We start from the raw sequence: 19,820 nt of genomic DNA, 5'->3' as shown, positions 1-19,820 counted from the left end.
AAGCTAGAGCCCCGCCGTCGCAGAAAAGGCGCCGCTTGCAAGCAGTGCCAGAGCAAATACCGGAGCAGCTGCCGTGACACCATCTACGCGATCAAGAATGCCGCCGTGACCAGGCAAAATGGTGCCGCTATCTTTGATGCCGGCTTGGCGCTTTAACATGCTCTCCAAAAGATCGCCCAACACAGAAACCAGACTGGTAGGAACCACAAGCACCAACATCAACAACAGGCTTAGCTCCAGAGTTAAACTCAGCATCAGAGCCAAAACACAATTAGCGATCAATCCCCCGGCAAAACCTTCCCAGGTTTTGCCGGGGCTAACGGCAGATGCCAACTTATGCTTACCAAAACGCTTTCCAGCAAAGTAACCGCCACTATCAGCCATGGCGACAATGAGCATTAACAACAAGACCAGCCAGGCACCAGCCTCTTGTTGGCGTACATATACCAAAGCCACCCAAGTGGGAATAAGTACCAATAACCCCATCAACAGGCGTAAAATTTTGTGCCCCCATAACAAAGCACTGGAGGGATAACCCTGCACCAGCAAAAGTGCGATTGCCCACCAAATACAACCAGCAATCAGTAATTCACGGATGGCATCTGCATCCAGGTTGGGACTAGCCTCGCCCTCAAACCCCAGATAAAAAGAAGCTAGCGACAGAACGACTAAAATAAAGAGTGCGTACAACGCGCGCTGCCAGCGCGCGGGGAACCCAGCGAGACAGGCCCATTCCCAAGCACCAATCAATACAATAGCGCCAACAAAAAAGGAAAAATAACCAGCAGGCAAACCAAACAAGGCGACTATAAAAATTATCGCCAAAACTAACGCTGTGATTACCCGCTGCTTAAGCATTAAGTGCACCCGCCTCAATCTGATCGCCGGTCATACCAAAACGACGCTGGCGTTCGTAGAAATTCGCAATCGCTTTCTTTAACTCATCGCCGTCAAAATCAGGCCAAAGCTTGTCGCTGAAATAAAGTTCTGCATAGGCACATTGCCACAGAAGGAAATTGCTAATACGCACCTCCCCTCCTGTGCGAATCAATAAATCCAAGGGTGGCAACTCGGCAAGACAGGTTTGGGCACCTAATGCCGACTCATCGATAGATGCCACATCCAACTGTCCATTAACTGCCTGTTGCGCCAGTTTTTGCGCTGCCTGGGCGATATCCCAACGACCACCATAGTCAGCGGCGATAACCAGTGTTGTTTTACCACCAGCAGTAAGCTCCTCAGCGGCAGCGATAGCTTTTTGAATGGCAGGACTAAAGCGCTCCCGATTGCCAATGACACGCAAGGCAACCCCTTTTTTCTTAAGTGCTTTGGCTTCATTTTTTAAATAGAGATGGAAGAGCGACATAAGCGCCTCTACTTCCAGCGGTGGGCGGCGCCAATTTTCACTGCTAAATGCAAATACGGTGAGCACTTCAACGCCCTGATCCTGACAGGCGGCCATAACATCGCGAATACGCTCAACTCCCACTTTATGGCCAGAAACTCCCGCCATACCGCGCTGTTTTGCCCAGCGGTTATTGCCATCCATAATAATCGCCACGTGGCGAAGACTATTATCAGTCACGCGTACTCTCCCAGCGACAGGCCAGCATCGGATTCTCACCGACAACCCGTTTTTAGTTTTTTTAATGAAATTATCTAGTAGTAGTGCGGGAGGCAAAGCCACTCCCTTGCGAAAGTGACTTGCCGGATGATGCAGATTACACAGCCATCAAATCAACTTCTTTGGCTGCCAGCGCTTTATCAACTTCAGCGATGTATTTGTCGGTAATTTTCTGAATTTCATCCTGTGCGCGACGATCATCATCCTCACCAATCGCCTTGTCTTTCAGCAAAGCTTTCACATCACCCAATACATCGCGGCGCACATTGCGCACAGCAACGCGGCCATTCTCGGCCTCGGCACGCGCCTGCTTGATAAAGTTTTTGCGTGTTTCTTCAGTCAACATCGGCAAAGGAATACGAATCAGGCCATTGTTTGTCGATGGATTCAAACCTAAATCCGATTTCATAATCGCTTTTTCAATGGCAGGGACTAAATTGCGCTCCCACGGACTCACCGACAAGGTGCGCGCATCGTCAATATTGATATTTGCTACTTGGCTCAAAGGGGTAGGAGTACCGTAATAATCCACAGTAATGCCATCCAACAAGCTTGGGTGTGCACGGCCAGTGCGAATCTTGTTGAAGTTGTTCGACAATGCTTCAACCGCTTTTTTCATACGCGCTTCGGCGTCTTTTTTAATATCATTAATCATGATTTATCCTCTTCAATCAAAGTACCTTCGTTGCTGCCAACCACAATATTCAACAACGCACCTGCTTTATTCATACGGAATACGCGCACCGGCATGTCGTGCTCGCGGCACAAACAAATCGCCGTCAAATCCATTACACCCAATTTTTTGTCGAGCACCTCGTCATAAGAGAGACGGTCATACTTGGTCGCGGTCGGATCTTTTTTAGGATCTGCAGAGTAGACGCCATCAACTTTGGTTGCCTTGAGCACTATATCCGCATCAACTTCAATACCGCGCAAACAGGCAGCAGAATCAGTAGTAAAAAAGGGATTGCCAGTACCGGCAGAGAAAATAACGACCTCGCCCGAATTCAAGAAACGAACTGCGCGACGGCGGTCATAGTGTTCAACCACTCCACTCATTGGAATCGCTGACATAACGCGGGAAGATATATTTGAACGCTCAAGCGCATCGCGCATGGCTAATGCATTCATCACTGTAGCCAGCATACCCATGTGATCGCCCGTTACTCGATCGAGACCGGCAGCACTTAAGGCAGCGCCGCGAAACAGATTGCCACCACCAATCACCAAGCCTACCTGTACACCTATGCCGACCAGCTGGCCAATTTCCAGGGCCATCTTGTCGAGCACTTTAGGATCGATACCAAACCCTTCTGTACCCATCAGCTCTTCACCGCTGAGCTTCAATAAAATACGCTTGTACTTTTTATCTCTGGGGCTGGACATAAATGCTCTCCAAAACAATGAGTTAGCCGCGAATGCCCACACCTGTCGGAGGGCCGAAAAATCGGTGCAGTGTAACAGAAAAAAAGAGGCCGGGTGTTGCCACCCGGCCTCTTTTTCGTGTCACCCAGCACCTTATCAGGCGATGAATTACGCCTTGCTAGCAGCTACTTGAGCAGCAACTTCAGCAGCAAAGTCTACAACAGCAACTTCGATACCCTCGCCCACTTCCAGACGCACAAAGCTCTTAACAGTTGCACCAGCTGCCTTAGCGAACTGAGCAATAGTTTGCTCAGGATTCTTAACAAAAGCCTGATCAACCAAGCTCGCTTCTTTCAGGAACTTGCTGATACGACCAACAATCATTTTCTCAACGATTTCAGCTGGCTTGCCAGCCATATCTGGCTGAGCGCGGATGATTTCTTTTTCTTTCTCCACCACGTCAGCTGGCATTTGGTCAGAGCTAACCACTTGCGGGTTAACAGCAGCCACGTGCATAGCAACGTCTTTAGCGGTCTCTTCATTGCCACCTTCCAACTGAACCAACACCGCAATACGGTTGTTCAAGTGCAGGTAACCACCAACAACACCACCTTCAACCAAACTAATGCGACGAACGCTGATTTTTTCGCCGATTTTTTGCACCAAAGCTTCACGCGCAGATTCCAACTCACCCGCCATAACAACCGCTACGTCGGTTTGCTTGGTGGTAAATGCCTTGTCCAATACGCTATTCACAAAAGCCAGGAAGCCAGCATCACGCGCCACAAAGTCAGTCTCAGAGTTAACTTCGATAACAACACCGTAGCTGTTATCCGGAGCCACTTTCACAGCAACAACGCCATCTGCCGCCGTGCGACCTTCTTTTTTGGCCGCCTTCAAACCGGAAACCTTACGCAGGTTTTCAATGGCCAATTCAATATCACCATTGGCTTCGCCCAACGCTTTTTTACATTCCATCATGCCCAAACCAGTGCGGTCGCGCAGTTCTTTTACCAAAGCAGGAGTAACAGCTGTCATGGATGTGTCCTCAATAAATGTTCGAATTCAAATTTGAAAAAAGGGGGCAAAGCCCCCTCTTCCGACAACTCTGCGCCTGAATGCAAGCTAACAGAGTTTTATGGTCGTTTGATTACTTCGCGAGATTACTCAGCAGCACCTTCGGCAGCTACGTATTCATCTTTGTTTGGCACTGCAGAAGCAGATTTAGCACCATCCAAACAAGCGTCAGCAATTGCAGATACATACAACTTGATCGCGCGAATGGCGTCGTCGTTACCTGGAATTACGTAGTCAACACCTTCAGGGTTGCTGTTGGTATCCACGATGCCAATAACAGGAATACCCAACTTGTTAGCTTCCTGAATTGCAATACGCTCGTGATCCACATCAATTACAAACATGGCATCAGGCAAACCAGCGATGTTTTTAATACCGCCAATTGAACGCTCAAGTTTCTCCATGTCACGGGTGCGCATCAGAGCTTCTTTTTTGGTCAATTTGGCAAAAGTACCGTCTTCGCTCTGGGTAGTCAGCTCTTGCAAGCGACGGATAGATGCGCGGATGGTTTTGTAGTTTGTGAGCATACCACCCAACCAGCGATGACTAACAAACGGCTGGCCAGCACGGATTGCTTCTTCTTTGATGGTCTTTTGCGCCGCGCGCTTGGTACCAACAAACAGAATCTTTTTCTTTTGAGAGGCCATTTGTTGAATCAAAGCCAAAGCTTCGTTGAACGCAGGCACAGTGTGCTCAAGGTTAATAATGTGAATCTTGTTACGCGCACCGAAGATGTATTTGCCCATCTTTGGGTTCCAGTAACGGGTTTGGTGACCGAAGTGGACACCTGCAGATAACATATCGCGCATGCTTACTTGTGGCATTTTAGTATTCCTACTGGGTTAGGCCTCTATATACCCCGCTAACCAACCATCATGAACGCTATAAAACGAACATTGGGCACCCAGGTTTTGCGTGTCGGTATATATGTGACGTTGGTAAATTACATTTAAAAACGGATTTTCTTTGTGCTTGAGACTATTCCCAGCAAAAAGAGGCGCGCTTTATATCACAAACAACAGACATAATAAACCAGAAAGTAAATCGAACTTCAGAGCGCACCCTGTCGAGAAAATCTGGCAAATCCACTAGGCCAAGCATTATCCAACTTGTATACTAGTCGCATTAATCTTAGATGAACCCACTCTAGTAGCGAGACCACCATGAAAGAGACTTGGCGCTGGTTCGGCCCCAAAGATACCGTAAGCCTGCAAAGCATTGCACAAGCAGGCGCAACGGGCATTGTCACCTCCTTACACCACATACCCACAGGTGCCGTATGGCCCCTTGAGGAAGTTTTAGAACGCAAAAAAGTCATTGAGGATCAAGGGCTTGAATGGGCTGTTATCGAAAGCATCCCCCTCCACAACGATATCAAGACCCGCACTGGTAACTACCAGCAATACATCGACAACTACAAGCAGTCCATTCGCAATGTGGGTGCAGCCGGTGTTTACGATGTTTGCTACAACTTTATGCCGGTCGTTGATTGGACCCGCACCAACCTCAACTACACCCTGCCCAACAACGCCCGCGCACTGCGTTTTGAGATGAGCGATTTTGCGGCCTATGATGTTTATATCTTGCAGCGCCCCGGTGCCGAACAGGACTATCAGCCCGAGGTACTCACCAAAGCCAAAGCTCGCCTTGATGCCATGAGCAGCGAAGAGCAAGCACTGCTGGAAAAAAATATCATTGCCGGCTTGCCGGGTGGTGAAGGCTCTTATGATCGAGATGGGATTCGCGCCGCTATCGATCTCTTCATCAAGATGGGCGATGAAGGTATGCGCGCCAACCTGTTTGCCTTCCTGCGCGAGATTATCCCCGTCGCTGAAGAAGCGGGCGTGCGCATGTGCATCCACCCGGATGACCCACCATTTTCGCTGTTCGGATTACCCCGGGTTGTCTCTACCGCCGATGACGCTCGCGCCTTGCTCAAGGCCGTGCCCAGCCCATCGAATGGATTAACACTCTGCGCCGGCTCTTATGGTGCACGCTGCGATAATGATCTGGTCTCCATGGCGCAGGAGTTTGGCGAGCGCATCTACTTTGTACACTTGCGCAACATTAAACGTGAAGACGATGGCTCCTTCTATGAGTCTGATCATTTGGATGGCGATAACGATATGGTCGGCCTGATAGATGCGCTCTTAGAAGAGGAAAGCCGTCGCCAACAGCAAGGTAGCAAACTCCCTGCAATCGCCATGCGCCCAGACCACGGCCATCTAATGGGCGATGAAATTGGCAAGCCTGGCATCAATCCCGGTTACTCTTACGCCGGGCGAATGAAAGGCTTGGCAGAGTTGCGCGGTGTCATTCACGCACTGACCCAGGTTCGCGCTCGCAGCCTCCATCACCTCACCAAATAGCCCACCTCCGCAGGGCGGTTTTACACCGCCCAACTTTACTTTTCAGGTGCTATACCCGGTACGCGCATAATAGAAGCAGCAGCTATAGAGCCAATAAAGGATTGATCTTGGTCAAAGCGGTTCAGAATCGTTTAGAATGCCGCAACTTTTATTCACCCGCCGGGATACCCTGAATTCATGTCAGTTACTATCAAAACCCCCGAAGAAATCGCCAAAATGCGCATTGCTGGTCGCATGGCCGCCGAAGTATTGGAAATGATTGGCCAGTACGTACAACCCGGCGTAACTACCGCCGAGCTGGACAAGATCTGTCACGACCACATAGTGAATGTACAAAAAGCTATTCCCGCTTGCCTTGGCTACCGCGGCTTTCCCAAATCCATTTGCACCTCTGTCAATCAGGTGATTTGCCACGGCATTCCCTCCGAGAAAAAAGTGCTCAAGTCAGGCGATATCATCAATATCGATGTGACAGTGATCCACGAGGGCTATCACGGCGATACCAGTGCCATGTATTTTGTGGGCACTCCTGCCCCCCACGCGGAGCGGTTGGTACAAGTCACCCAGGAATGCATGTACAAAGCCATTAAACTGGTTAAGCCTGGCTGCCGTTTGGGTGATATTGGGCACGTTATCCAACAGCATGCTGAAGCGAATTATTACTCGGTAGTACGCGAATACTGTGGCCATGGCATAGGCAAGGTTTTTCATGAAGATCCGCAAATCCTGCACTATGGTCGCCCTGATACCGGTATGGAATTAAAAGAAGGCATGTGCTTCACCATCGAACCCATGATTAACGCGGGCAAACCCCACACCAAATTAAAAAGCGATGGCTGGACAGTGGAAACAAAAGACGGCCGACTCTCGGCGCAGTGGGAACACACCATGGTAGTCACCAGCAATGGTGTCGAGGTTTTTACCGCACGTACCGGCGAAGTATTTTAATTTATGAGCATTTCTGATTTTATCGCGCGCGTTTTTAACAAATCTCCCCAAACGGATACCTCTGGCAGCGATAGTGCAGAATCCATCCCGATGGATACCCCGGTATCCATGGAGGAAGTCCCCTACTTCGAGCGGCCGCTATTCTTTTTTGACCAGAGCCGCTTTCGCCGTGCGTTAACAGAAAAACCTATCATTGGCGTCTTCAAGGACGCAATTAATGCAGCAAGCACCCAAGCCAACCGCCGTTTTATTGAGGGCGAAGATATTCGCAGTTTAGTGTATGAACGCGCACTGTTTATTGATTGCGTATTGCACTACGCCTGGCACCAATTCCGCTGGCCCGCGCGTATCAGCCTGGAAGCAGTTGGCGGTTATGGCCGTGGTGAACTGCACCCAGGCTCCGATATCGATCTATTGATTTTGCATCACCCGGATGTATTTGAAAGCTGCAAAGGAAATATCGAAAAATTTCTCACACTGCTGTGGGATATAGGCTTGGAAATTGGCAGCAGCGTGCGCACTGTCAAACAAACGATTGATATAGCTCGCACCGACATTACCGTCGCCACCAACATCATGGAGTCGCGTACGCTGGTGGGAGATGCATCACTGCGTCACGAATTAATGAAAGAAGCCGCGCCCGATAAAATCTGGCCGATTGAAGATTTTTTCAGTGCAAAATATCAAGAACAACTGGATCGCCACAAGAAATATAACGACACCGAATACAACCTGGAACCCAATATCAAAAATGCGCCCGGTGGGCTGCGCGACATCCAAACTATTAATTGGGTGACCAAACGTTACTTTGGTGTACGCACCATCAAACAACTGGAAGGTAAAGGTTTTTTTACCGACGAAGAATTTTCACTTATCAATTCCGGCGAAGAATATTTATGGCGCGTGCGTTATGCATTGCATATGGTAGCGAAACGCCCGGAAGAGCGACTGCTATTTGATTACCAACGGGAAATTGCCAAACTGTTTGGCTACACCGACAACCACGAAGGGCTGGCAGTAGAACAGTTCATGCACAAGTACTATCGCACTGTACTTGCCCTGCGCGAATTAAATGACGTAGTGCTGCAATTTTTGTCGGAAGCGATTCTACAAAAAGGCAAAACCAAAAATGTTGTTTCTATCAATGAACGCTTTCAATTGCGCGATAATTTTATCGAGGCAACGCACACCTACGTATTTGAAGAAAACCCGTCTGCCTTATTAGAAATATTTGTGCTTATGGCACAAAACCCACAGATTCAGGGGGTGCGCGCCTCTACTATTCGCTGGATTCGCGAGAGTCGCTATCTTATCGATGACCAATTCCGCAGCAACCCCAAAAACACCCAATTATTTATCAAACTATTGCAACACCCTGCAGGTTTGGTTGAACAACTAAAGCGGATGTCGCGTTACGGCATTCTCGGTTTGTATTTACCGGAGTTTGGTCAAGTAACCGGTCAAATGCAGCACGATTTATTTCATATCTACACAGTGGATGCACACACGCTAAAAGTAGTGCAAAACATGTGTAACTTTTTATTGCCATCCGCGAAAGAAGATTTTCCGGTTGCCGCAACGATTATGACGCGCCTGCCAAAATTGGAGCTGCTGTATATTGCAGGATTGTATCACGATATTGGCAAAGGCCGCGGTGGCGATCACTCCACACTGGGTGCGGTGGATGCGGAAGAGTTCTGTACCCGCCACGGTATTTCACCGCGCGAAACCCGCTTGATCTGCTGGCTGGTGGAAAAACATTTGCTGATGTCGCAAGTGTCACAAAAGCAGGACATTTCAGACCCGGATATTATTCATAATTTTGCCCTTACCGTGGGCGATCAGTTACACCTTGATTACCTTTATTGCCTCACGGTGGCTGACATTAACGGCACCAACAAAGAATTGTGGAATACCTGGCGCGCGAGTTTAATGCGCAATTTGTATCTGGATACCCGCCGCGCCTTGCGTCGCGGTTTGGAAAACACTGTCGATAAACACGATTTGATTGAGGAAACCCAGCAGGCCGCGATTCGTAAACTGGCGCGCAAGGGCTTAAGCAAAGAACAAGTCATTGCCCTGTGGGGCGATATGGATGAGGACTATTTTCTACGCGAAAACTTTACCGATATTGCCTGGCATACCGAGGCGATTGCGGCACGCACCGATGACAAGCCTTTAATTTTGATTAAAAAAACCACCAGCAAAGAGTTGGCTGGTGCCACACAAATTTTTGTGTACAGCAAAAACCAGAAAAATGTATTTGTCGCAGCTGCAACGGCGCTGAGCTTATTAAACCTCAGCATTCAAGACGCCAAGATTTACAGCTCAAAATCCGGCTACACCATAGATACCTTTTTTGTGCTCAATGAAAACGGCGAACCACTCGGTAACAATCAAACCCTACTTAAAAAAATCCAGCAGGGGTTGATGGAAGAATTGAGTTTGGTGGATAACTACCGCGATGTTATTGGCCGCCGCACACCGCGCCGCCTGAAATACTTTGCATCACCCACCCGCACTTCACTCAGTACCGATACCATTCGCAATTGCAGCGTATTGGAAGTTATAAGCCCCGACAGACCGGGCTTGCTTGCGTGCATAGGGCGAATCTTTATGGATTACGACATTCAACTGCTCAATGCCAAAATCGCCACCCTGGGTGAGCGAGTAGAGGACATTTTTTTCATTGCTGATAACGATGGAAAACCCTTGGGCGATGTTGCACTGTGCGAAAAACTGCAGCAAGAAATTCGCGAGCAACTCGATAAGCGCGTTGATAAACACTAATTATTGTTGATCTAACTATGAACCCGGATTTAAACCAGCTTCATCCATACCCTTTTGAAAAATTAGCAGCACTTAAAGCGGCCGTATCTGCACCACGCGAACTAACCGATATTATGCTATCCATCGGTGAACCCAAACACGAGCCGCCGGCGTTTGTATTGGATACTCTCGTTAATAATTTACCTAAATTATCGAATTATCCAACCACCAAAGGCTTGCCAGAATTACGCACAGCAATCGCCAATTGGGCGACCAAACGTTTTCAACTCAACGCTGGTAGTTTTACTGCAGAGAATCATGTGCTGCCGGTAAACGGTACACGGGAAGCGTTATTTGCCTTTGCACAAGCGATTATTGATCGCAGCAAAACCAATCCGTTAATAGTATCGCCCAACCCTTTCTATCAAATTTACGAAGGTGCAGCGATTCTCTCCGGTGCAGAACCTTATTTTTTAAACTGCACGCCAAACAATAATTTTATTCCGGATTTTGCCGCCGTCCCCGCATCAATATGGGAGCGCTGCCAATTATTATTTATTTGTTCACCGGGCAACCCAACCGGCGCGGTAATGAGCTCAGCGCAATTCAAAGAATTGATTGCACTTGCCGACCAATACGATTTTGTTATCGCCTCCGACGAATGTTACTCAGAATTGTATTTTGATGAACAAAATCCCCCCGTTGGATTACTGCAAGCCTGTGCAGAGCTCGGCCGCGATGATTTTGCCCGCTGCGTAGTTTTTCACAGTCTATCCAAACGCTCTAACCTGCCGGGGTTGCGCTCTGGTTTTGTGGGTGGCGATGCCAAAATTCTGGAAAAGTTTTTGCTCTATCGCACCTACCACGGTTGCGCTATGCCAGTGCCAACACAACTTGCCAGTGTGGCCGCATGGCAGGATGAGCAACACGTAATCGCCAACAGGGATGCCTACCGTGCAAAATTTGATGCGGTATTAAAAGTGCTTGATGGTTGCCTGGAAGTACAAAAACCGGATGCGAGTTTTTACCTCTGGCCAAAAACGCCCATTAAAGGTGAATTGTTTGCACAACAATTGTTTGCCCAACAAAAGGTAACTACCTTGCCCGGCAGTTATTTAGCGCGCGAAGCCGATGGCATGAACCCCGGCGAATATTATGTGCGCCTCGCATTGGTTGCGCCTTTAGCGGAATGCATTGAAGCGGCCGAACGAATCAAAGCTTTTGTAAAATCGCTATGAGTGAAGTGTTAAAAAACTTAAGCAAAAGCGCGCGGGTTGAATTTATTTTGCAGCGATTACAAAGCCTTTATCCTAACCCGCCAATACCTTTGCATCACAAAGATGCTTATACATTGCTCATCGCAGTTCTTTTGTCTGCCCAGTGCACAGACGAACGGGTTAATACTGTTACGCCCGCCTTGTTTGAGTTGGCAGACAATCCTTTCGATATGGCCAAAGTTCCCGTTGAAAAAATTCAGGAAATTATTCGCCCCTGCGGATTATCACCGCAAAAATCCAAAGCGATTTCGGTGTTATCCAAAATGCTGGTGGAAGAACATAATGGTCAGGTGCCACAGGATTGGGCGGCACTGGAGCGCTTGCCAGGTGTAGGCCATAAAACGGCGAGCGTAGTGATGAGCCAGGCATTTGGTGTACCCGCATTTGCGGTAGATACCCACATTCACCGCCTCGCGCAGCGTTGGGGTTTAACCAACGGTAAAAATGTGGTGCAAACCGAAAAAGATTTAAAACGTCTTTTTCCCCAAAACAGCTGGAACGCATTGCATTTACAAATCATTTATTACGGGCGCGAGTTTTGCTCCGCACGCGGTTGTGATGGCACAGTATGCGATATTTGCAGAACCTGTTATCCGCAACGCAAGAAACCAAAAATTGTTTTGAAACCATAACCATCTTCACACGACGAAAGAATATGACCACCTTATACGGCATTAAAAACTGCGACACCGTCAAAAAAGCCCGTAGCTGGCTTGAACAACATAAAGTAGATTACCGCTTTCACGACTTCCGTGCCGATGGTTTAACCAGCGCACAAATAGAAACCTGGATTGCTGAAATCGGTTTGGATGCACTGGTGAATAGACGCAGTACTACGTGGAAAGAATTAGACGATGCAATCAAAAATAATTTTAGTGAAGCCACTGCAGCAAAGGTGATCAGTGCCAACCCGACATTGATAAAACGCCCATTGCTCGATACCGGCAAACAAAAACACGTCGGTTTTAAAGACACCGAATACAGCGCCATTTTTAATTAATTATTTGCACTATTGTCAGGAAAAAAACATGACTCAACTCTACGCACTCGGTTTAGGTATAGGCACACAGAACGTAAAAGGTGAATGGCTGGAAGTGTTTTATGCACAGCCAGTACTCGCACCGTCAGAAGCAGTTGCGCGCGCGATTGCCACCATTGTGGGTTATACCGATGGCAATCAAGCGATTGCACTGTCCACCAATCAAGCCAATGAAATCGCCCAAGCACTCACCATTGCTGGCGACAGCGCGCAAGCCGAGCTGGCAAAATCACTGGCGACAAGCAAACGTCCATTGGTCGCCACACTGCTCGCAACCGATACCAACCCCACATCGGTTCCTGAAGGCTATTTGAAATTGCATTTGTTGTCGCACCGTTTGGTGAAACCACACAACACAGTGCTCGCCGGAATTTTTGGCGTACTGCCCAATGTTGCCTGGACCAACCAAGGTGCTATCGATGTTAATGAATTACCTGCGCGTCAATTACAAGCGCGTTTGAATGGCGAAGAACTGGAAGTATCCTGCGTGGATAAATTCCCCAAAATGACCAACTACGTGGTGCCTAAAGGCGTACGCGTTGCACACACGGCGCGGGTACGTTTAGGCGCATACTTGGGCGAAGGCACCACCATCATGCACGAAGGTTTTGTTAACTTTAATGCGGGCACTGAAGGCCCGGCGATGATTGAAGGCCGTATTTCTGCCGGTGTCTTTGTCGGTGCCGGTTCAGATTTGGGCGGCGGTAGCTCCACCATGGGCACTCTCTCAGGTGGAGGCAATATTGTCATTTCGGTTGGTAAAGAATCGCTGATAGGTGCTAACGCCGGTATTGGTATTCCACTGGGCGACCGCTGCAAAGTAGAATCGGGCCTTTATATTACCGCTGGAACTAAAGTGGTGGTATTGGACGATGCGGGCAACGAAGTAAAAACTATCAAAGCGCGTGAACTTGCCGGTGTGAATGATTTGGTATTCCGCCGCAATTCCATCACGGGCCGCGTGGAAGTGGTTACCAATAAAAGTGCGTTGCAATTAAATACTGCATTGCACGCGAATTAATTTGATTGGTTCGGGCGCAATTTATTGTGCCTTGATGAATACAAAATAATTTACATACAACGGGCGCAGCAAGCAGCTGCCCCTACCGATAAACCAGGCACAATGGGTTTGTGCAAACAACGAGGCGATAATCATGGGCGCACAATGGAAAGCAAAACATAAAGAAGAAGCTGCGAGCGCAAAAGGTAAAATTTTTACCAAACTCACCAAAGAAATTATGATCGCAGCACGCTCGGGTGCAGACCCGGATATGAACCCGCGCCTACGCCTCGCTATCGTCCAAGCCAAAAAAGCCTCAATGACGCGCGAGACATTGGAGCGCGCGATTAAAAAAGGCTCGGGCCAGCTCGACGGCGCCGCCAGTTACGAAAAAGTCACCTATGAAGGTTACGCACCGCATCAGGTGCCCGTGATCGTTGAATGCCTTACCGACAACGTCAATCGCACCATCTCCAATATTCGCGGTTTATTCCGCAAAGGCCAGTTGGGTACTTCCGGTTCAGTGTCCTGGGATTTTGATCATCTGGGCATTATCGAAGCCACAGCTGCCAACGCCGATGCCGACGCAGAAATGGCGGCGATTGAAGCAGGCGCACAGGATTTTGAATTGGACGATGACGGCACAGTCACTTTTTACACCGATTTAACCGATTTGGATTTAGTGCAAAAAGCCCTGCCCGACCAGGGTTTTACGGTGGTATCTGCCAAGCTGGGTTACAAACCTAAAAACCCCGTCAGCTTGAGCGATGAAGCATTGGCAGAAGTTGAAGCATTCCTCGCCGCGATTGATAACGACGACGATGTGCATGAGGTTTATGTTGGTTTAGCGGGTTAAGCACCGTTGAACGAAAGCAAAATAGCGATAGCTAGAAACATAGATACAAATAACAACAGCCCGGCATATGCCGGGCTGTTTGTTTTTAGTTAGGTCAATTCCCTAACAAACCTTTAGTCGCTTCTTGCACAACAGCCTCTACCGGATTAGTCGCTGCAGAGTTTGGTGTTGTCGGACTTGTCTCCGTGGCAGTCGCCGGCGCCAATAAACTTTCACGCGCGACCTGAGCGATACGTTCATACTCATACTGACTCAGTGAAAAGTACTGCTCGCGATCACTGCGTTTGACAACATGCCCAGCGTCAGTCTTGATAAAGTCATACTGCCAATTGCCTTCTGCACTTTTTACCGCGAGAGTAATGGGCTCGCCCTTCGGTGCTTCTTGCACCACAGACTGCACCTGCAAACTAGCCAACGCCTTCACCAAGGCCGTGACTTTTTCGGTGTTTAATGACACGCCGGTTTCACCAACTAATTGCCAGTTTTCACCTTGTTTTTGCAACTCGTAATCACGCCCTTTGATGTTGACTGGATTAGTAGTGGTGAGCAGTTGTTTATTCAACCAATCATCACCACTGGTGGCTGCATCCATAGTGCTGAGTGCAACGCTGTAGACCTGATTATCACCCGCACGGCGCAAATGCACTTTTTTGAAACCAGGTGAACTGCCTAAATAAAATTCCGCCTGCAATTTATCACCTTCATAAAGGCGCAATTTGCGCTGGAATTTTTGTTCGCCTACTTCAAACCGCTCGTGGCTGGATGCGGTATTGGCAACCGGCCAAGTCAACCGCAATCCGTTTAGCTTCTCCAACAATGCGGTGATTTTTTCATTATCTACCGGTAAGGACGACTGCGTGAGTTGCCAGCGATTCGCTTGTTTATTCAGGTGCACACTAGTTGTCGCATCAGCGATTTCAATGCGATCAATCACGTTTGTGGACACTGGCAACAAGGGTACCGCCGTTGGTGTTGCACGGGAGTTCTGTTGATAGGCATAAACTCCCACCACCAATAACACTTGAATCACCAACAAGAGCCACAGGCGTTGTTGCCAGCGCCCCATATCCCGCATGGTTTCTACCCTATTACTCCGGGCAACATTAATGGTTACTGCTTGGTTCATTATTCACCTCTTTCTGGTCAATAGTGAGTGTGATTAGTTCGCCAGCCACTGCTGGTACTGTTGTTCGCGACGACGTTTAAACTGACGCTGCACCAGCCCCACCAACAACAGCGCACCCAGCGCTAATGCGTAATTTAAATACTCCCAAAAAACTTGGCTTGTTTGTTCCATAGCGGGCAGAGTGCGGTTGAAATTGCCGCGCGCGCGAATACTTACCAGCCCTTCATCCTCTAGCGCCCAATCCACCGTGTTGGCAAGCAATTGCACCGAATTAAGATACTGCCCACCGGTGGCCATACCGGTCATATTGATGACGGCATCGCTCAGGAAATCGTTGGAGCTGAATAAAATAATGCGTGCAGATTCCGGAGAGTGTTGAATAACACTGCTCACTGTTTGTGTAGTAGATAAAGCCGCATCGCCATTATCTGCCTCAGCCTCGGAAGCTCCTGCCGCGGTTGTATCGGCGTTTGTGTTTGCGTTTGTATTGACCAGCAAGGGCGAATTTTTTCCGGCAAAAAAAGAATCAAAACGGCCCTGACTAATCACACCCAACAAATGGGATTTTTGTTCGCCCACAGGAATAAAGCGTGACAAACCATCGCTGTTGACTTGCGGCACTATATTCATATCGCCACTCAGCCATGCGCTGTCCGAACTGCGTAGCAATTCGGTAATTCGGCGCTGCTGATTTTTGTCAGCATCCAGCGCGATAGGTGAAGCCCATGCAAGACTCGCCTGTGGCAAACCGCTGGTGATAGGGTTCTCCGCATTCAAACCTTGCCCACGCACATCCACAAAATAAGGGTAATCCACCATGCGCATTTCCTGCACACTGAAACCACCCAGATTGCGGCTCACAGGAATTGGGAAAGGCAAGTTTTGTTTATCCATCACCAACTTTTCTTCCATGCGAATACCGTGATGGGCGAGCCATTGCTGCACACCACTGTTGTGTTTTTGCAAACTCAAACTGCGCTGGCTGACCGAGGCGCTGTAGGGCGAGCTGGCCATAATTACCGTGCCACCTTGCATAAGGAATTGATCCACCGCGAACAATTCTTTTTCGCCCAATTCTTTGGGGGCAGCGAGCAATAATACATCCGCCTCACCGCTCACACTGCCGTCGGACAAATCCTCGCGTTGCACATTTAATTCTGCACCGAGAAATTCCTGCAGCTGATTAAATTGCGGCCCCGCCGGAGCACCATAGTAGCCGCCCATATCCGCCGCTGGAGTCACCAGCGCTACCGTTTTGGTGAAACCTGAAGCGAATCGTTTCAGGGCGGCGTTAAAGTTGCGCTCAAAACTTGCCGCACTCATATCATCCAGCGGGATCTGCACCAACTGCTCACCCTGCGCCAAGGTCATGTAAAAATAAAAACGTTCATTGCTGAGCAAACTGGTCGCCAGAGGATTAAAACCATAATCCTGAGCGATGCGCTGCCCCAATTCACCGCCATTAGCATCCGGGTCGAGAAACTCCAACTGCAAACGCTCGCCCGATTTTTCGCGTTGTTTATTCACCTCAGCACTAACCAGATCCTTAAAGTTTTTAAGCGCCTCAGGCAGGCGATTATCCGCTGACACATAGGCAGTAAAACGCAGCTCGCCTTTTACTGTGTCAAACAAATTGCCGCCCGCTTGATAAGAATGCAGCACTTTTTTAATCGCGCGGGTTAAATCGTGTTCGGGGTTGCGCAGTTGCACATCCAAATCGGTTTCGCCGGCACTTTTTACTTCAATTAAATCGCGAAAGCCCAGCACTTGATATTCATCGCCATACTGAACCAACACGTTGAAATAGGAATTCACCAGCGAAGCTTGGTAGCGATCCGAAATTTGGAAGGGCACGGGTTGAATGGCATATTTCTGATTTGCCTCTTGCTCCAACTCCGGGTCAGTTACCGGATCCACAAATTCCACGCGCACTAAACCCTTGCCTTCCACTTCATATTCTTTCATCAAGTCGCGCAGCTGCGGCACCAGCGGTGATAACAGCGGATGGGTTTTGCCGCTGAAATATCCGCGCAGTAACAAGGGTTCTTGCAGTTGCTGCAAATAGTGTTCGGTTGCAGTAGAAATGGAATATTGATTGCCGCGAGTGGTGTCAATACGCAGGCTATTAATTTGGCCGAGCCAGAGATTGGCTGCCAAGGCATTAATCAACAACAGCGCGGTAACAGAACGCCAGCGACCATGATGGGTTTTGTTGCCGGTGGCTGCCCAGCGTTCGCGCTCCAAAGCGTAGGTATTTAAGGCGAGAAACACCAACACCAGGCTGATATAAAAATACAAATCGCGCAGATCAATCACCCCACGGGCGATAGAATCAAAACGCGCACCGGTAGCCAGCAAACGTAAATATTCGGCGGCGCTATTGCCCATCAAATTGGTAATTGCACTGCTGCCCAACAAATAAAAAAAACCGCAGAGTGCCACGGCACTAATCAAACTGACTATTTGATTATCGCTGCGCGCAGATACAAACAACCCCATACTCAAGTAAGCAGCACCCAACAATAAGGTTGCCACATAACCCGCTGCTACCGGCCCCCAATCCAAATCACCCAGCACTGCAACAGTAATGGGAAGCGGCAAAGTGATCGCCAGTGCAATCACCAACAACACCACGCAGCCCAAAAATTTACCCACCACAAAATGCCACAGCGGCACGGGTTGGGTAAGTACATGCTCAAGCGTGCCGCTGCGGCGTTCCTCACTCCATAAACGCATGGTGATAGTGCTGCACAAAAAAATCAGCAGCAGCGGCATCCATTCGAACAGCGGGCGTACATCGGCAATATTGCGGGCAAAAAAAGCTTCTCCCCAAAAAAACGCAAATAAACTGACAGCCGCAAAAGCGGCTAAAAATAAATAGGCGATCGGCGAGGAAAAAAATAAACCGATTTCTTTTTTGGCAATTTTTGTAATCGTAGTGTTAGGCAGCACGATCAACCTCCTGCGTTTCTTTCGCGCTCAGCGTGGCATTGTTGATATCGCGGAACAGGCTTTCCAGGTCGCGGGTTTCGGGTTGCAGCTGGTATAACTCGGCGTTGTTTTCCAATACTAAACGCGCCAGCGCAGCCGTAGTGGCTTGCACGTCAGCGGCATCGCCCAAGTGAATACGCAGCTGCTCGCCATGTGCATTTTTACCAAGAGTTTCAATTGTTTTTACGCCAGTTACACAGCGCAGCACTGGCTCCAGTTCAGCACCGGATTGATTGGTGGTGAGTAACAAGGAGCGGGCGCGGCGCAACTCCGACAATTTTTCATCCAATACCAAGCGCCCCGCGCGCATCATCAATACGCGGTCACACAAGGCATCCACTTCTTGCATAATGTGGGTGGATAAAATAACTGTCGCCTCCTGCGCAATAGTGCGAATTAACTCACGCATTTGCAGGGTTTGCTGTGGGTCCAGGCCGTTGGTGGGTTCATCCAGAATTAACAGTGCGGGACGACCGAGCAATGCTTGTGCTACCCCCACGCGCTGTTTGTAACCGCGCGACAAACTGGCAATGGGCGCCAGCAATTTATTTTTTATGTCAGTCGCGTCAATCACACGCTTTATGTCGCGCTGTTTTTCCGCGCCCTGCAAACCTTTAAGCTCGGCCGCGTAATCCAAATAAGCGGCCACCGACATTTCAGGGTAAATCGGTAAATTTTCTGGCAAATAACCAATTTTACGCTGCAAGGTTTTGAGATTATCCGCCAGCGCCAGCCCCTGAAACTGGATGGTTCCTGCACTGGGTTCCAAATAACCGCTTAACATTTTCATGACGGTAGTTTTGCCTGCCCCATTGTGGCCAAGCAAACCTACGATTTCACCTTTGGCGATAGTAAAACTGACCTCATCGGCCGCCACAAAATCGCCGTAGGCTCGCTTGAGTTTTGACACTGCCAGCATAAAAGCCTCCAGATTAATGGACGATAGATAACAACAAGAATTCAGTTAGAAATACAGTGCGTTAAACCGCAAGGAATATGGGCGGGGGGCGCCAGAAGCGCGCAAAAAACAAGAGCGAGAATTGGATAACCGCGTTATGAATAAGGTTCGCGTTATACATTGTTTTTTCCTCAGTAACGGGATTATTCCCACAAAACAATCGTAGCTAACGAAGCTGCGGCCTTAGATAAGGACACCATAAATAAAGTTCAAGGCACCAGATAAAAAAATTTAATGACCATGAAGAACCCATGAAAAAGGATAGGTGCAGATTAATAAAACAAATTTATGTTGGCATTTATTTTTATAGAAAAAGCATCTAGCAACATGGCTTGAAGTCAGGCAATTCCAGCCTTAGTTAATAATTAACCGCGCTATTTGATCCAACACAAATGTGCAGCGGGTCATTGGCGCTAGGCTG

17 protein-coding genes are annotated in these 19,820 nt (G+C 48.7%); 8 read left to right on the top strand and 9 right to left on the bottom strand.

Annotation, left to right across the window (positions count from 1 at the left end; genetic code table 11):
* Nucleotides 1-3 precede the first annotated feature (3 nt).
* The 6 genes from D0B88_RS09735 to rpsB form a co-directional block, all read right to left on the bottom strand.
* Entirely contained in the window at nt 4-858 is an 855-nt protein-coding gene (locus D0B88_RS09735) for a phosphatidate cytidylyltransferase (protein WP_151056814.1), read from the bottom strand.
* On the bottom strand, nt 851-1,585 hold the full coding sequence (gene uppS, locus D0B88_RS09730; RefSeq protein ID WP_040392289.1) for a polyprenyl diphosphate synthase: 735 nt from the start codon (nt 1,583-1,585) through the stop codon (nt 851-853). Before uppS ends, D0B88_RS09735 begins: the two co-directional genes overlap by 8 nt.
* Nucleotides 1,586-1,721: 136 nt before the next feature.
* Nucleotides 1,722-2,279, bottom strand: a complete 558-nt coding sequence (gene frr, locus D0B88_RS09725) for a ribosome recycling factor (RefSeq protein WP_007642982.1) — start codon at nt 2,277-2,279, stop codon at nt 1,722-1,724.
* Nucleotides 2,276-3,010, bottom strand: a complete 735-nt coding sequence (gene pyrH / locus D0B88_RS09720) for a UMP kinase (RefSeq protein WP_040392292.1) — start codon at nt 3,008-3,010, stop codon at nt 2,276-2,278. The genes frr and pyrH overlap by 4 nt, the downstream gene beginning before the upstream one ends.
* A 147-nt stretch (nt 3,011-3,157) precedes the next feature.
* Entirely contained in the window at nt 3,158-4,027 is an 870-nt protein-coding gene (tsf, locus tag D0B88_RS09715) for a translation elongation factor Ts (protein ID WP_007642987.1), read from the bottom strand.
* 125 nt (nt 4,028-4,152) lie between these two features.
* Nucleotides 4,153-4,890, bottom strand: coding sequence for a 30S ribosomal protein S2 (gene rpsB / locus D0B88_RS09710; protein WP_040392294.1), 738 nt, complete (start codon nt 4,888-4,890; stop codon nt 4,153-4,155).
* 339 nt (nt 4,891-5,229) lie between these two features.
* On the opposite strand from rpsB, the gene uxuA reads away from it, so the two are divergent.
* The 8 genes from uxuA to D0B88_RS09670 all read left to right on the top strand — a co-directional run bounded on the left by uxuA (nt 5,230) and on the right by D0B88_RS09670 (nt 14,324).
* Nucleotides 5,230-6,435: a mannonate dehydratase gene (uxuA, locus tag D0B88_RS09705; RefSeq protein ID WP_151056812.1), complete on the top strand. Its 1,206-nt coding sequence runs from the start codon at nt 5,230-5,232 to the stop codon at nt 6,433-6,435.
* 177 nt (nt 6,436-6,612) lie between these two features.
* Nucleotides 6,613-7,383, top strand: a complete 771-nt coding sequence (gene map, locus D0B88_RS09700) for a type I methionyl aminopeptidase (protein WP_007642992.1) — start codon at nt 6,613-6,615, stop codon at nt 7,381-7,383.
* Nucleotides 7,384-7,473: 90 nt separating this feature from the next.
* Nucleotides 7,474-10,173, top strand: a complete 2,700-nt coding sequence (locus D0B88_RS09695) for a [protein-PII] uridylyltransferase (RefSeq protein WP_040392508.1) — start codon at nt 7,474-7,476, stop codon at nt 10,171-10,173.
* A 17-nt stretch (nt 10,174-10,190) separates the two neighbouring features.
* Nucleotides 10,191-11,390 carry a succinyldiaminopimelate transaminase gene (dapC, locus tag D0B88_RS09690; RefSeq protein WP_151056810.1) on the top strand — a complete coding sequence of 400 codons (1,200 nt, stop codon included), beginning with the start codon at nt 10,191-10,193 and terminating at the stop codon, nt 11,388-11,390.
* Nucleotides 11,387-12,061 carry an endonuclease III gene (nth, locus tag D0B88_RS09685; protein WP_151056808.1) on the top strand — a complete coding sequence of 225 codons (675 nt, stop codon included), beginning with the start codon at nt 11,387-11,389 and terminating at the stop codon, nt 12,059-12,061. The genes dapC and nth overlap by 4 nt, the downstream gene beginning before the upstream one ends.
* Nucleotides 12,062-12,084: 23 nt before the next feature.
* A complete protein-coding gene (locus D0B88_RS09680; protein ID WP_151056806.1) occupies nt 12,085-12,429 on the top strand; it encodes an ArsC family reductase in 345 nt (114 codons plus the stop codon).
* Between the two features lie 28 nt (nt 12,430-12,457).
* A complete protein-coding gene (dapD, locus tag D0B88_RS09675; protein WP_151056804.1) occupies nt 12,458-13,489 on the top strand; it encodes a 2,3,4,5-tetrahydropyridine-2,6-dicarboxylate N-succinyltransferase in 1,032 nt (343 codons plus the stop codon).
* Between the two features lie 133 nt (nt 13,490-13,622).
* The gene (locus tag D0B88_RS09670) at nt 13,623-14,324 is read left to right on the top strand and encodes a YebC/PmpR family DNA-binding transcriptional regulator (protein WP_151056802.1); all 702 of its coding nucleotides are present in this window, start codon (nt 13,623-13,625) and stop codon (nt 14,322-14,324) included.
* A gap of 94 nt (nt 14,325-14,418) precedes the next feature.
* On the opposite strand, the gene D0B88_RS09665 is transcribed toward D0B88_RS09670, so the two are convergent.
* The 3 genes from D0B88_RS09665 to D0B88_RS09655 are packed head-to-tail and all read right to left on the bottom strand — an operon-like array spanning nt 14,419 to nt 19,360.
* Complete coding sequence (locus D0B88_RS09665) at nt 14,419-15,450, bottom strand: DUF4340 domain-containing protein (protein WP_151056800.1); 1,032 nt, start codon at nt 15,448-15,450, stop codon at nt 14,419-14,421.
* Between the two features lie 33 nt (nt 15,451-15,483).
* The gene (locus D0B88_RS09660) at nt 15,484-18,402 is read right to left on the bottom strand and encodes a Gldg family protein (RefSeq protein WP_151056798.1); all 2,919 of its coding nucleotides are present in this window, start codon (nt 18,400-18,402) and stop codon (nt 15,484-15,486) included.
* A complete protein-coding gene (locus D0B88_RS09655) occupies nt 18,392-19,360 on the bottom strand; it encodes an ABC transporter ATP-binding protein (RefSeq protein ID WP_007643003.1) in 969 nt (322 codons plus the stop codon). Before D0B88_RS09655 ends, D0B88_RS09660 begins: the two co-directional genes overlap by 11 nt.
* Nucleotides 19,361-19,820 lie beyond the last annotated feature (460 nt).

Source organism: Cellvibrio sp. KY-YJ-3, from assembly GCF_008806955.1.
Taxonomy (GTDB): domain Bacteria; phylum Pseudomonadota; class Gammaproteobacteria; order Pseudomonadales; family Cellvibrionaceae; genus Cellvibrio.
The sequence above is the reverse complement of the archived record's forward strand: the minus strand, read 5'-3'. Positions and strand labels throughout refer to the sequence as shown.